This window comes from Anoxybacillus sp. FSL W8-0382 (genome assembly GCF_038003845.1).
Classification (GTDB): Bacteria; Bacillota; Bacilli; order Bacillales; family Anoxybacillaceae; genus Anoxybacillus; species Anoxybacillus flavithermus_G.
In genome coordinates this window covers 2,274,921-2,288,235 of record NZ_JBBOPX010000001.1, presented here as the reverse complement: position 1 = coordinate 2,288,235, position 13,315 = coordinate 2,274,921, and the positions used below count along the sequence as shown (strand labels likewise).

15 protein-coding genes and 2 pseudogenes are annotated in these 13,315 nt (G+C 43.1%); 10 read left to right on the top strand and 7 right to left on the bottom strand.

Annotation, left to right across the window (positions count from 1 at the left end; all coding sequences use genetic code 11):
- The first annotated feature begins 78 nt into the window (after window positions 1–78).
- A complete protein-coding gene (gene serC, locus NSS60_RS12050) occupies window positions 79–1,155 on the top strand; it encodes a 3-phosphoserine/phosphohydroxythreonine transaminase (protein WP_004892134.1) in 1,077 nt (358 codons plus the stop codon).
- 98 nt (window positions 1,156–1,253) lie between these two features.
- A complete protein-coding gene (locus NSS60_RS12045; RefSeq protein ID WP_004892132.1) occupies window positions 1,254–1,775 on the top strand; it encodes a tryptophan transporter in 522 nt (173 codons plus the stop codon).
- A 46-nt stretch (window positions 1,776–1,821) separates the two neighbouring features.
- On the opposite strand, the gene NSS60_RS12040 is transcribed toward NSS60_RS12045, so the two are convergent.
- Window positions 1,822–2,004 carry a hypothetical protein gene (locus tag NSS60_RS12040; protein WP_064214227.1) on the bottom strand — a complete coding sequence of 61 codons (183 nt, stop codon included), beginning with the start codon at window positions 2,002–2,004 and terminating at the stop codon, window positions 1,822–1,824.
- 197 nt (window positions 2,005–2,201) lie between these two features.
- Window positions 2,202–3,650, bottom strand: a complete 1,449-nt coding sequence (gene tnpC / locus NSS60_RS12035) for an IS66 family transposase (protein WP_088223283.1) — start codon at window positions 3,648–3,650, stop codon at window positions 2,202–2,204.
- A 110-nt stretch (window positions 3,651–3,760) separates the two neighbouring features.
- Here tnpC (NSS60_RS12035) and NSS60_RS12030 point away from each other — a divergent pair.
- From NSS60_RS12030 to NSS60_RS12020, 3 genes and pseudogenes are all read left to right on the top strand, one after another.
- Window positions 3,761–4,111: pseudogene (locus tag NSS60_RS12030) on the top strand (HTH-type transcriptional regulator Hpr); the annotation flags it as partial.
- Between the two features lie 120 nt (window positions 4,112–4,231).
- Window positions 4,232–5,413, top strand: a complete 1,182-nt coding sequence (locus tag NSS60_RS12025; protein WP_088223322.1) for an IS701-like element ISBsm1 family transposase — start codon at window positions 4,232–4,234, stop codon at window positions 5,411–5,413.
- A 61-nt stretch (window positions 5,414–5,474) separates the two neighbouring features.
- Window positions 5,475–5,732 (top strand): annotated as a pseudogene (locus NSS60_RS12020) (HTH-type transcriptional regulator Hpr); the annotation flags it as partial.
- Here the strand turns inward: NSS60_RS12020 and NSS60_RS12015 are convergent.
- Window positions 5,712–6,053, bottom strand: coding sequence for a YhaI family protein (locus tag NSS60_RS12015; protein WP_004892128.1), 342 nt, complete (start codon window positions 6,051–6,053; stop codon window positions 5,712–5,714). The pseudogene NSS60_RS12020 and the gene NSS60_RS12015 sit on opposite strands and share 21 nt — an antisense overlap.
- 137 nt (window positions 6,054–6,190) lie before the next feature.
- Here NSS60_RS12015 and NSS60_RS12010 point away from each other — a divergent pair, with 137 nt between their 5' ends.
- Window positions 6,191–6,370, top strand: coding sequence for a hypothetical protein (locus tag NSS60_RS12010; protein WP_004892125.1), 180 nt, complete (start codon window positions 6,191–6,193; stop codon window positions 6,368–6,370).
- Between the two features lie 34 nt (window positions 6,371–6,404).
- On the opposite strand, the gene NSS60_RS12005 is transcribed toward NSS60_RS12010, so the two are convergent.
- Window positions 6,405–6,497 carry a YjcZ family sporulation protein gene (locus NSS60_RS12005; protein WP_019417055.1) on the bottom strand — a complete coding sequence of 31 codons (93 nt, stop codon included), beginning with the start codon at window positions 6,495–6,497 and terminating at the stop codon, window positions 6,405–6,407.
- Window positions 6,498–6,661: 164 nt separating this feature from the next.
- On the opposite strand from NSS60_RS12005, the gene NSS60_RS12000 reads away from it, so the two are divergent.
- The gene (locus tag NSS60_RS12000; RefSeq protein WP_004892124.1) at window positions 6,662–7,495 is read left to right on the top strand and encodes a peptidylprolyl isomerase; all 834 of its coding nucleotides are present in this window, start codon (window positions 6,662–6,664) and stop codon (window positions 7,493–7,495) included.
- Window positions 7,496–7,534: 39 nt separating this feature from the next.
- On the opposite strand, the gene NSS60_RS11995 is transcribed toward NSS60_RS12000, so the two are convergent.
- A complete protein-coding gene (locus tag NSS60_RS11995; RefSeq protein ID WP_004892121.1) occupies window positions 7,535–7,954 on the bottom strand; it encodes an HIT family protein in 420 nt (139 codons plus the stop codon).
- A 402-nt stretch (window positions 7,955–8,356) separates the two neighbouring features.
- On the opposite strand from NSS60_RS11995, the gene NSS60_RS11990 reads away from it, so the two are divergent.
- Both NSS60_RS11990 and NSS60_RS11985 read left to right on the top strand, forming a co-directional pair.
- Window positions 8,357–9,103 carry an ABC transporter ATP-binding protein gene (locus tag NSS60_RS11990; RefSeq protein ID WP_192948501.1) on the top strand — a complete coding sequence of 249 codons (747 nt, stop codon included), beginning with the start codon at window positions 8,357–8,359 and terminating at the stop codon, window positions 9,101–9,103.
- A complete protein-coding gene (locus NSS60_RS11985; RefSeq protein WP_004892116.1) occupies window positions 9,096–10,277 on the top strand; it encodes an ABC transporter permease in 1,182 nt (393 codons plus the stop codon). Before NSS60_RS11990 ends, NSS60_RS11985 begins: the two co-directional genes overlap by 8 nt.
- Before the next feature lie 10 nt (window positions 10,278–10,287).
- Here NSS60_RS11985 and NSS60_RS11980 read toward each other — a convergent pair whose 3' ends face one another.
- Together NSS60_RS11980 and tnpC (NSS60_RS11975) are read right to left on the bottom strand one after the other, a co-directional pair.
- Window positions 10,288–11,463 carry a M20 family metallopeptidase gene (locus NSS60_RS11980; protein WP_004892114.1) on the bottom strand — a complete coding sequence of 392 codons (1,176 nt, stop codon included), beginning with the start codon at window positions 11,461–11,463 and terminating at the stop codon, window positions 10,288–10,290.
- A gap of 95 nt (window positions 11,464–11,558) precedes the next feature.
- Window positions 11,559–13,007 (bottom strand): IS66 family transposase, encoded by a 1,449-nt coding sequence (gene tnpC / locus NSS60_RS11975; RefSeq protein WP_088223648.1) that lies wholly within the window; start codon window positions 13,005–13,007, stop codon window positions 11,559–11,561.
- Between the two features lie 173 nt (window positions 13,008–13,180).
- On the opposite strand from tnpC (NSS60_RS11975), the gene NSS60_RS11970 reads away from it, so the two are divergent.
- Entirely contained in the window at window positions 13,181–13,309 is a 129-nt protein-coding gene (locus NSS60_RS11970) for a rhodanese-like domain-containing protein (protein WP_128356769.1), read from the top strand.
- Window positions 13,310–13,315 lie beyond the last annotated feature (6 nt).

Sequence of the window (13,315 nt, the reverse complement as noted above, 5' to 3'; positions counted from 1 at the left end):
ATTCACAAAAATTTTTCTTCATTTTTTTATGTTTCATGTTAGGATATATATTATTACATATATGAGGGGGAGAAAGTCGTGAAGCGAGCGTACAATTTTAACGCAGGACCATCTGCTTTGCCGCTTGCTGTGTTAGAGCGAGCGCAAAAAGAATTGCTCAACTTTCAACAAACAGGTATGTCTATTATGGAGTTAAGCCATCGAAGCAAAGAATATGATGCGGTGCATGAGCGCGCAGAAACGTTGTTGCGCAAACTGATGAACATTCCTGATACGCATGATGTGCTTTTTTTACAAGGAGGAGCTAGTTTGCAATTTTCGATGGTGCCGATGAACTTGTTAAAAGAAGGGGAAGTCGGTAACTATGTGTTAACAGACTCATGGTCGGATAAAGCGATGAAAGAAGCGAAAAAAGTAGGGGCAACGCACGTGGCAGCTTCGTCGAAAGAAGAACAATATACATATATTCCGACGAATATCGAATTGTCTGAACGCGCTGCGTATTTGCACATTACATCAAACAACACGATTGCAGGGACACAATGGCGTGAATTTCCTAATGTAGCTGTCGATTTAATTGCAGATATGTCGAGCGATATTTTAAGCCGCAATATTGATGTAAGCCGTTTTGCTCTTATTTATGCGGGGGCGCAGAAAAATTTAGGCCCTTCAGGCGTGACGGTTGTCATCATTCGGAAAGATTTGCTCGCAAAAGGAGACGATCATTTGCCGACAATGTTAAACTATCGCACATATAGCGAAAGCCGTTCGTTATATAACACGCCACCAACGTTTGCGATTTATATGTTATCGCTCGTTCTTGAATGGGTAGAGGAACAAGGTGGTGTTCAAGCGATTGAAAAGAAAAATGCGGAAAAAGCTGCGATATTGTACCGTTGTATTGATGAAAGTGAAGGTTTTTACAAAGGGCATGCAAAAAAAGAAAGCCGCTCGCATATGAACGTAACGTTTACGTTGCCGAATGAGGAGCTTACAAAGAAGTTTTTAGCGGAAGCGAAAGAAAAAGGATTGATTGGATTAGCTGGTCATCGATCTGTCGGTGGATGCCGGGCATCTATTTATAACGCAGTAGATATGGAAGCGTGTGAAGTACTTGTACAGTTTATGGAAACGTTCCGAAAAAATATTTTTTGAAAATTTTTATTTTACCTTGGCACTTTAAAGTGCTTTAATGTTATTAAACTTGTTTACAAGCTGAGAAGAGAAAAGAATGAGATGAGGAGAGATGAGAAATGAATACGAGAACGTTAGTATTGTTGTCGCTTTTTGTAGGCATTGGCGCAGTGTTGCATACGGTTATTCCGGGGTTTTTCTTCGGGATGAAGCCAGATATGATGTTGACGATGATGTTTTTAGGCATTATGCTTTTTCCGAACAAAACAGCCGTTAGTTTATTAGCTATTGCCACAGGCATTATTTCTGGAGTGACAACGAGTTTCCCAGGAGGGTTTATCCCGAACATCGTTGATAAAGTTGTGACGGCTGCGATCTTTTTCGGCTTGTTTACGTTACTAAAGGCGAAAGCGACGCCAATAAAGGCGGCATTGCTTACGGCTGTGGGCACGTTCATTTCCGGTGCGACGTTTTTAGCTGTTGCGCTAATCATTGTTGGGTTGCCGGGAGGAGCAACGTTTGGCGGGCTGTTTATCGCTGTTGTCATTCCGACAGCGTTTGTCAATACGATTGCAATGATCGTCATTTATCCGATCGTACAGTCGCTCATGAGACGAACATATACAGTTCCGCAACAATAATAAAAAGAACCCGATCGTTTCTGGTCGGGTTTTCCTTATATCGTTCTTACTGTATACGCATGAGCAAAAGAGTGACAGCGATAAAAAAAATAGCAAGACTTCCGAACACGCTTATGCGTTGCTTTAACACTTTTTTTGGGGGATACATGCGTGCTCTATTCAACATAGAAAACGTGGCAATCGTCAAATATAAAAAAATGAACCCAATCGTCGCCATCGCGATGATCATGTTTGTTCCTCCTAATTTGAAAAGTTATATATTTCAATTTATTAAAAAATTTTAATATTTAACACTTTATTATTTATTGTTTTACTGGCATAATAAAAGATAAAAAGAAGGAAATACGAAAAAGGTAACTATTCACTCCGATAGTAGTATGTAAAGAAGCGCAACACAAATAGGGCATCCCCGTAATAGAAAATGCCCTAAGTGGTAGAAAGAACGCGATCAAGCGTGTCACCCGTCAACAGAAGACATAACGAATCCCACACGTTTTTTTCGTGTTTCGTCAGTGTGGAAACGATGCTTCTTGTGATACAAAAAGACTGGGCGAATGTTTCTACGCGAAACGTACCCGAAATGTTCTCTTTGACTTTAACCATGCGAAGATCGCGTTCGGCTTGGTTGTTGTCAAAGGGAACATGTACTTCACGTAAGAAACGCAACGCTTCTTCCTTTCGTTTCTGAAGCCGTCGAACAAAAGCGAGTGCTTTTTTCGGAAGAGGTGTCATCGTTTCCAATCGATGTTGTGCTCTTTCTAGGATGCGATCATACACTCGTTCCCACCGTCTCGCTTCTTCTTCGGAAAGTGCACCGTGATGGGCTTCGACGGCTTGCTTGGCGGCTAACAGAAACGTGGTCATGCGCATCGCCCACGTATGCCCTTGTTCGATGAATCCTTTTAACTCACGCAAATGGTGGGCATGACAAAGGGCATGGGTGGCATGTGTGTATTTCGGATACGTACCGAACCCATCGTGCATCATCGTCCCTTTGTATTGTGGAAGAATCCCGATCTCATCCGTTGCTTTCTTTCCACGAGAAGCGTGAGAAGCCAAGTATGTATATCTCGATGTACACGCGACATGCACCCATGCGAGTTTCCCATTGATGCGCAAACTCGTTTCATCGACATGCAGGATGTTGGATTCAAGTAAGGCGTCTTCGATGATGTCCATATTTGATTCCAGCGCTTCGCGTCCTCGTTTCACCATATTGGCAAGGGTTCCTGTACTAATCGAGTGTTGATATAACGCTTCGATTGTATCACTTAAACGCTTGTACGGGATCAATTGGATATGATGTAAATAAACAACGAGCGCAGTAAGGCGTGGACCGTATTGCACATGATTCGTGACATGGGATGGGAATTCGGCTTGTTGCACGCATCGACAATGCGGACACGATTTCACTTCACGTTCATGTTGTGTCACCTCGATCGCCACAGGAGGGACATCAAACACTTGACGGATATCGACTTTGAACGGTTTGACGTCACGCAAAGAAACCCCACATCCTTGACACGTATGCACACGGTGGACGACACGATGATGTGGATGTTCCACTTGACGGAGCGTCGTTCCTTGATGTCCTTCTTGTCCGCCTGGCTTGTTGCCAGATGGTTGACGAGAAGAACGTGTGTTGGCAAAACGGTCAGAAGATGGGGGCAAATGGCTATTGGAGCTGTTTTTTTTCGTGCGTGCTTCCAGCTCTTGAACACGGTACTTCAGTTGTTCATTTTCTTTGCGTAGCTGTTTGTTTTCTTTCAACAGTTGCTCAATGACTTGTTGTTGGTGAGTAATGAGCTGCTTTTGTTGTTGGACTTTGCTGATTAAGCTTTCAACTGTAAATACAGCTTGTTGTACCGTCAACATGCGATTCACCTCCTTGTCTATCAATATTCACATCATAGACAGGAAAAGCAAAAAATATTCAGCTCACTTTATGATGTGGCTGAATAGTTACCGAAAAAGTGGGTGGAGAGATGAAAAGCACGGGACGACATTATTCTGTTAAAGAGGCGATGTTATTTAGTCAAAGGGTTGCCCAGTTAAGTAAAGCGTTATGGAAATCAATCGAAAAAGATTGGCAACAATGGATTAAACCGTTTGATTTAAACATTAACGAGCATCATATTTTGTGGATTGCCTACCATTTGAAAGGGGCTTCCATTTCTGAAATCGCCAAGTTTGGTGTCATGCACGTATCGACGGCATTTAACTTTTCAAAAAAATTAGAGGAACGTGGCTTGTTGTCGTTTTCGAAAAAAGAAGACGATAAACGAAATACGTACATTGAACTGACGGAAAAAGGAGAAGAAGTTTTATTAAAATTAACTGTAGATGAGCAAAATCACTAACATAAATTTACATCGAAACAAAAAAGGAGACATGAACCCGATTCCTTGATTAGAATAGATGTGCTACCAAACCATTCACAAGGAGGTTCATGTCTCATGAATAGATTAGCACATCATCAAGGAATTCACAAGTTTTTCACGATGTTGGGGTTGGCCCTTTATTTTTCAAAACCCGTTATGAAGCATCTCGTTCATATCGTGGATGCGATGATCACGAAGGGATTTTCGGGAACATTGACCGATCTTCATCATGGGAGCTTTCATCCGAACCACCGCACGACACTCAGCCATTTTTTCACGAAAAGCCCATGGGAGGAAGAGGCGCTGCTTCATAAACTCCAGCAGTGGATCCTTCGTCGTGTCGAACGCATCGCCAAACAGGAGAATCAACCCTTGTTTGTTTCGATCGATGATACGATTTGCCAAAAAACCAAGCCTTCGTCACGGGCAACACACGCGATTCAGGGATGTGATTGGCACTACTCTCACTCAGAGAAAAAATCGATTTGGGGCCATTCTCTTGTTTGGTTCATGGTTCATACTGCAACCCAGGCGTTTCCCTTTGCCTTCCGCCTCTACGACAAGACGGCGGGAAAAAGCAAAGGGGAACTCGCAATCGAGATGCTTTCTTCGTTGGATGTACGCCGTCCCGTTTATGTGCTGATGGATTCGTGGTATCCATCGAAAGCGCTCGTGGAAGCTTGTCTGAAAAAAGGATTCCACGTCATCGCGATGCTCAAGACGAACCGGATTCTCTATCCGAACGGCGTTGCCGTCCAAGCGAAGCAGTTGGCCCGCTCCATCGAACCGAATGACACTCACCTCGTCACGGTGGGAGAAGAGCATTATCGCGTCTATCGTTACGAAGGAGCGCTCAACGGTCTCGACCATGCGGTGGTGCTGCTCGCTTGGAAAGCCAATCAGCCGATGACATCGGAACATCTTCACTGCGTCTTGAGCACCGACCGGGAGCTAAGCGATGAAGACATCTTGCGCCACTATGCCCAACGCTGGTCGATCGAATGCTTTTTTCGACAAGCGAAAGACCAGCTGAAGCTCGATGGGTACCGTGTTCGTCAGGTTCGAGCGGTGAAACGCTACTGGATCTTGGTGCAGCTTGCTTACGTGTACAGCCTATTCGAGTCGAACAGCGATTTTTCTGATGGGCTCGATCTCTTGCGCAAGAGAAAAGGACATAGCCTCGTGGAGTTCATTTACTGTGCAGCGAAACAAAATATTCCCATTGATACCGTGAAAAAACAGCTCCATGTGGCATAAGGGTTACCCTGTTTGTTTCTTTTTACATGGTAATTATTGTTATGAAAATTGCTCATCTACAGTAAAATTAATGGAGTCGTACGATCCAAAACGGACGTCTGTGCTCCAAGGCATTCAACCTTTATATGAATTGTATGGTAAATTTCCAGAAATGTTAGAAGTGATGTGTATGATCCGAAATGTGTACGGGGACGATTTTATGGAAATTTTCGAACGTTCTTTTCAAAACATCGAGCAAGAGTTTGTTGAAGAAAGCGGGAAGTTAAAAAAGAAAGATGAGCAGCAAAAAGAAGTAGCTTCATTCGTTGAGCGTATGTAATAAACGTTGAAACTCTGTCATAAGCGGAACGAATAGCTGTTGTTGTTTTAACGCATCAATCGTCTCAGCAAGGGGAAGGTTCGGATGAAGCGCATTCGCAAACTGTGTAAAAAGCGAGGTGAAGATGACGAAACCTTCCTCTTTTTGTTGTTTATATTGCTCGCTTAGTTGTTCGCACAGGCGCAATATGCTTTCCACTTCTTCTTTTGTTAAGCCATAACGGATGACGAGCGCGTAAAACGGCTTTTTTTCCGGTGCGATCATGTCTAACATGAGCGAACAGTAATACTCCAGCTTTTCAATACGTTGTTCAATGCTCATCTTTCGAAACTCCTTTAGCGTACTTATGTGTATTATTTTACAGGAATTGTTGCATAAATGAAATGTCCATTATTGATTTATCGAAAAAATCGTTGTAAAGTAGGGGAGTAAATACATAAAAACAGGAGGGGACTCGTTTGGCGCTTTATTTTATACCCCTTGCGACAGTTATTCTTTTTATCATTAATCAGCTAACAAATACGCTTTGTATTCAAAAAGAAATTCCAGAAGAGAAACAGCCAAAAGTATTTCGTACCATTAATGTCCTTATTACCATTTTACTTATTTCTTCCTACGTCGAAGTGTTGTTTGCGTAAAGAAGCTGACAGTGTCCCTGTCAGCTTCTTTCATTTAGTATAACCAAGCGGCACCAACGATAATTAATAAAATAAACAACACAACGATTAACGCAAACCCGTTTGCATAACCTGCTCCTGCACCCATAGACGACACCTCCTTTCGTATATGAAGGCGTTGCGACGCTTTGACAATGTATTGTATGTCAAAAGGAGCAAAAAGGTATGGGCGCAGCTTGCTTTATTTTAGCTTTCGGAAAAAATATGGTATAGTATGTTTTGTGTATATTTAAAGATAGGAGTTGTGAGAACATGAAAAAATGGACAGTTGCCATGTCGACGGCAGCGATGCTTGCGCTTTCGGCTTGCAATAACGGATCAGAAGTTGTTGTTGAAACGAAGGAAGGCAACATTACAAAGGAAGAATTGTACAACGAAATGAAAGAACGTTACGGCAAAGACGTGTTACGCGATCTCGTACATGAGAAAGTGTTAAGTAAAAAGTTTAAAGTAACGGATGAAGAGCTAAATAACGAGATCGAAAATTTAAAAGAAATGTACGGTACGCAATATGATTTAGCGGTGCAGCAAAATGGCGAAGAAGCGATTCGCGATATGGTAAAGCTTGATTTGTTGCGCCAGAAAGCAGCGATGGAAGACATGAAAGTAACCGATGAAGAATTGAAAAAATACTACAATGAATATAAGCCGAAAGTGAAAGCAAGCCACATTTTAGTCGACGATGAAAAAACAGCAAAAGAAATTAAAGCAAAGTTAGAAAAAGGTGAAGACTTTGCGAAATTAGCAAAAGAATATTCAAAAGATACAGGTTCAGCACAAAATGGCGGCGATTTAGGCTGGTTTGGTCCTGGAAAAATGGTGGAAGAGTTTGAAAAGGCAGCGTATGCGTTAAAAGTCGGTGAAATTAGTGATCCAGTGAAAACACAATTTGGCTACCATATCATTAAAGTAACGGATAAAGAAGAGAAAAAGTCATTTGACGAAATGAAAGAAGAAATTGAATTCGAAGTGAAAAAAAGCAAACTCGATACATCGAAAGTACAATCGAAGCTTGATGAGCTGATGAAAGAAGCAAATGTCGACATTAAAGACAAATCGTTAAAAGACGCATTAAAAAGCGAGTAATAATGACGAAAGAAGGTGTCCGCGCGGGACACCTTCTTTTCATAAAGCTTGTTTGATTTGTGCAGCGATGTGTTGTAACTCATCAAACGTATAGTTGCTTTGATTGGATTTCCACACAGCTCCAAATCCGTCTCCTTTACTGTACCGCGGAATGATATGCATATGATAATGGAAAACGGTTTGGCCTGCAATTTCTCCGTTGTTGTTTAAAATATTGATGCCTTCTGGGGAAAACTGTTCACGAATCGCGTTGGCGATTGTAGGAACAACTTCAAATACACGTTGCGCAAGTTCAGGTGTTAGCTCGTAAATGTTTTCTTTATGTATTTTCGGTACAACGAGCGTATGCCCCTTTGTCACTTGACTAATGTCTAAAAAGGCGATGACATGTTCATTTTCAAATACTTTTGCACAAGGAATGTCGCCGTTTATAATTTTACAAAAAATACAGTCGCTCATGTTGATGCCACCTTTCTTTCCATTTTGTCTTTATTTTACCACACGATCGTCGTTTCGAAAAACGGAAAGAGCAGGATGCGTATCGCATCCTGCCCATTGAAGAGGGATCTTTATGATTACGTGTCTTTTGGGAACACCTCATTTACGAGTAGAATCAGTTACGCGTTTGTGAGTGCGACATTGTTCAAGATGACCATCCCCTTTTCAAGGGAGTGCTTTCGTTGTTACAGGCTAGCTAATGTGCGGCCCGTAGACACCTCATTTCATCATGTTCTTGAACTTGCTTTGTTGCTCACTGCGACTTGCTACTTGTTTGTCCCTCTTCGCTACTTATCATAACCCGTTTTTCTTTTTATTATTCATTTGTTAAAATAAAAAATAATGACGGAAGAAAGGAAAGCGATGATGGCACTATTACAAGTTCAGCATATATTCGGGGGCTATACGAACAAAGATATTTTAGATGACGTATCGTTTACCGTGCAAAAAGGGGAAGTTGTCGCGCTGATCGGGTTAAATGGAGCAGGAAAAAGTACGACAATTAAACATATTATCGGATTGATGCAACCGCGTAAAGGAACAATTACAATAAACGGTATGACGTTTCAAGATGATCCACAAGCATATCGCACACAATTTACATACATTCCGGAAATGCCTGCGCTATACGAAGAATTGACGCTTGAAGAACATTTACGTCTCACCGCCATGGCGTATGGTGTGACGGATCGAGCATACGAACAGCGCGTGCCACAGTTGTTGAAGGCGTTTCGGCTTGAGAAAAAGTTAAGTTCGTTTCCTGCATTTTTTTCAAAAGGAATGAAACAAAAAGTAATGATTATGTGCGCTTTTTTAGTCGATGTACCGCTTTATATTATTGATGAACCATTTGTTGGATTAGATCCGCTCGCCATTCAAGCGCTACTTCAGCTTATTGAGGAAAGAAAAAAGGAGGGAGCGGGTGTGCTGTTGTCGACGCACATTTTAGCGACAGCCGAGCGGTATTGTGATTCGTTTATCATTTTACATGATGGGCAAGTGAAAGCAAGCGGATCATTGCCAATGCTTCAAGAGCAGTTACATATGCCTCATGCTACGCTTGATGATATATATATCGAATTAACGAAGGAAGAGACGAACGATGATTGATGGACAGCAGTTATGGAAAAAGCGGATGATTGCTCATCTCGCCGAGGTGAGACGGTACGGTCGTTATATGTTCAACGATCATTTGTTGCTTGTCTTATTTATCGGAATCGGGGCAAGTGCGGTATTTTATAAGCGAGCAGTTGATGAACTGGTGTCTTTTCCTTATGCTGTTGTTGCTTCGCTTCTGCTCGCTTTTGCGGTGACGCAAGGTGGAGTGCGGACGTTTGTTAAAGAAGCAGATGCGGTATTTTTTCTTCCGATCGAGCGACGGCTTCGTCCGTATTTTTGGCGTGCTGCGGTGTACAGCTTCTTTCTGCATTTGTACGTTTCGTTTATTGTATTTGTCGTCCTTTTGCCTTTGCATTTTCAATTTTCATCGCAGCCGTTGTTTATCGTCTTGTTGACGATTGTGTTTTTAACAGGATGGAATATGTTCGTTCAATGGCAAGAGGAGGCACGAATTGGGCGAGATCATTTTCATACGTTTGTTCGCTTTTTAACGAATGCAGCGTTTTTTTATTTTTTATTTCTCCAACAATATGTGTGGATGTTTGTCCCTTTGCTGTTTATGGTTATCCTTGCGCGATACGTGGAGCGAAAAGGACGCAAAAATGGGCTTCAATGGGAGCAATTGCTTGCTGATGAACGGCGACGAATGCAAGCGTTTTATCGGCTCGCCCACGCGTTTGTTGATGTTCCTCACATGAAACATACGGTGAAAAAACGAACGTCACTTCGTTTCCTTTTCCGTTTGTTCGATCGTTGGCATATGCGACCGTATACGTATTTGTATGTACGTACATTTTTCCGTGCGGGCGATTATTTCGGTTTGTTCGTTCGCTTGACTGTGATCGGTAGCGTCTTTATTTTTACATTGCCTCGCGGTGTGGAGTGGTTTGCTCTTTTATGTTCGTATGCAACAGCGGTACAATTGCTTTCGCTTCGCTTGCACCATCGCGGGCATCCGCTTCTCTCCCTTTATCCGATCTCGTCTGTTGAGGCGCACCGATCGTTTATGAGTGTGTTATTGACTATTGGGGTGAATCAAGCGTTTATTTTTGGTATGGTTGCATATATCGCTCATGGCGTTTTCACTATGTTATCGACGTTTTTCATTGTTTTCATATGCTACGGTGTGGTTATGTTCTATGTCGGAAAAAAAGGAGCGGCTTGAACCGCTTCTTTTACTTTTCCGTATATTGAATGGCTGCAAGACCGAGTGTTTTCGCTGCAATAAGCATCGCACGTTCATCAAAGTCAAATTTCGGATGATGATGCGGATAAGCGATTGTTGTTGTTTCGGCTTTTGCCCCTGTAAAGAAAAACGTTCCTTTTACACGTTGTAAATAATAGGCGAAATCTTCTCCGCCCATATGCGGAGGAATTTCGACGACGTCGGTGACTTCATCTATTTCATGGGCGATAGAGGCGAGAAATTTCGTTTCTTCTTCATGGTTCACAACAGGCGGATAACCGCGGGTGTACGTGTATTCATACGTACAACCGTTGGCGATGCATGTACCTTTAACAATTTGCTCAATTTCTTGTTCAATATCGTCACGTACTTGCTCAGAAAATGTTCGCACTGTTCCGATTAATGTGGCGCGATCGGCGATGACGTTAAATGCGTTGTCGGAAACGAAAGAGCCGATAGAGACGACAGCAGGTTCAAGCGGATTGACGCGACGGCTAACGATTTGCTGCAAATGTAGTACGAGTTGCGAGGCGGTAACGATTGCATCTTTTGTTTTGTGCGGCTCTGCTCCGTGACCGCCAGAACCTCGGATGACGACTTGGAATCGGTCTGCCGCTGCCATAATCGGTCCTGTCCGATATTGAATGACACCTGTTGGCGCTGTCGCCCATATATGTGTGCCGAAAATGGCATCTACTCCTTCTAAACAGCCGTCTTCAATCATCGCCTTTGCCCCGCCTGGCGCGTATTCTTCTGCATGTTGATGGATGCAAACAATCGTACCTCTCCAATGTTCACGTAATTCATATAGCGCTTTGGCAAGAACGAGAAGCGTGGCCGTATGCCCATCGTGTCCACATGCGTGCATGACACCTGGGACGGTTGATTTATATGGTACATCTTTTTCATCTTGAATCGGAAGGGCGTCAAAATCCGCCCGAAGCGCTACTGTTTTTCCGCCTTGTTGGCCATGAATAGTTGCGACGATCCCGTTTCCTCCAACATTTGTTCGCACAGGAATGCCAAGTTGTTTATAGTAATTGGCAATATATGCGGCTGTTTTATACTCTTGAAACGATAGTTCGGGATGTTGATGCAAATAACGGCGAATCGTAACCATTTCGTCGTAATATTCACGAAGCTTAGCAAATAGTAATGTTTTCACGTGAACCGCTCCTTCTGTTTTTGTAACTATTCACCCCGATAGTAGTATGTAAAGGAGCGCAACACAAATAAGGCATCCCCGTAATAGAAAATGCCCTAAGTGGTAGAAAGAACACGATCGAGCGTTTCGCCTGTCAACAGAAGACATAACGAATCCCACACGTTTTTTTCGTGTTTCGTCAGTGTGGAAATGATGCTTCTTGTGATGCAAAAAGACTGGGCGAATGTTTCTTCGCGAAATGTACCCGAAATGTTCTCTTTCACTTTGACCATGCGAAGATCGCGTTCGGCTTGGTTGTTGTCAAAGGGAACATGCACTTCACGTAAGAAACGCAACACTTCTTCCTTTCGTTTCTGAAGCCGTCGAACAAAAGCGAGTGCTTTTTTCGGAAGAGGCGTCTTCGCTTCCAATCGGTGTTGTGCTCTTTCTAGGATGCGATCATACACTCGTTCCCACCGTCTCGCTTCTTCTTCGGAAAGTGCACCGTGATGGGCTTCGACGGCTTGCTTGGCGGCTAACAGAAACGTGGTCATGCGCATCGCCCACGTATGCCCTTGTTCGATGAAGCCCTTCAATTCACGCAAATGATGGGCGTGACAAAGGGCATGAGTGGCTTGTGTGTATTTCGGATACGTACCGAACCCATCGTGCATCATCGTCCCTTGATACCGCGGAAGAATCCCGATGTCATCGGTCGCTTTCTTTCCACGAGAAGCGTGAGGAGCCAAGTACGTATATTTCGATGTGCACGCGACATGCACCCATGCGAGTTTCCCCTTGATGCGCAAACTCGTTTCATCGACATGCAGGATGTTGGATTCAAGTAAGGCGTCTTCGATGATGTCCATATTTGATTCCAGCGCTTCACGTCCTCGTTTCACCATATTGGCAAGGGTTCCTGTACTGATTGAGTGTTGATATAATGCTTCGATTGTATCACTCAAACGTTTGTAAGGGATCAATTGGATATGATGCAAATATACAGCGAGCGCTGTGAGCCGTGGACCGTATTGCACATGATTCGTGACGTGGGATGGGAATTCGGCTTGTTGCACGCATCGACAATGCGGACACGATTTCACTTCACGTTCATGTTGTGTCACCTCGATCGTCACAGGAGGGAGATCAAACACTTGACGGATATCGACTTTGAACGGTTTGACTTCACGCAAAGAAGCCCCACATCCTTGACACGTATGCACACGGTGGACGACACGATGATGTGGATGTTCCACTTGACGGAGCGTCGTTCCTTGATGTCCTTCTTGTCCGCCTGGCTTGTTGCCAGATGGTTGACGAGAAGAACGTGTGTTGGCAAAACGGTCAGAAGATGGGGGCAAATGGCTATTGGAGCTGTTTTTTTTCGTGCGTGCTTCCAGCTCTTGAACACGGTACTTCAGTTGTTCATTTTCTTTGCGTAGTTGTTTGTTTTCGTGACGCAAATGTTCATTTTCTTGAACGAGTTGATGAATGAGCTGTTTTTGTTGTTGAACTTTGCCGATTAAGCTCTCAACTGTAAATACAGCTTGTTGTACCGTCAACATGCGATTCACCTCCTTGTCTATCAGTATTCACATCATAGACAAGGAAAGAAGAAAATATTCAGCTCACTTTATGATGTGGCTGAATAGTTACCTGTTTTTTTCCATTATACCATCGTTGACAAATGATCGAAAACGGGTTAATATACCCATATACGTATTTAGGAGGAGCATATATGGGTACATGGATTAATGTCGTTCTCATCATTTTGCTTATTTATTTTGTTGCGGCAAAAATATTAGCGAAAAATGGATTTGAGCGCGTCGTGAACGTGCGCGGCGGCATGAACGCTTGGAATGGATAAGGCTGA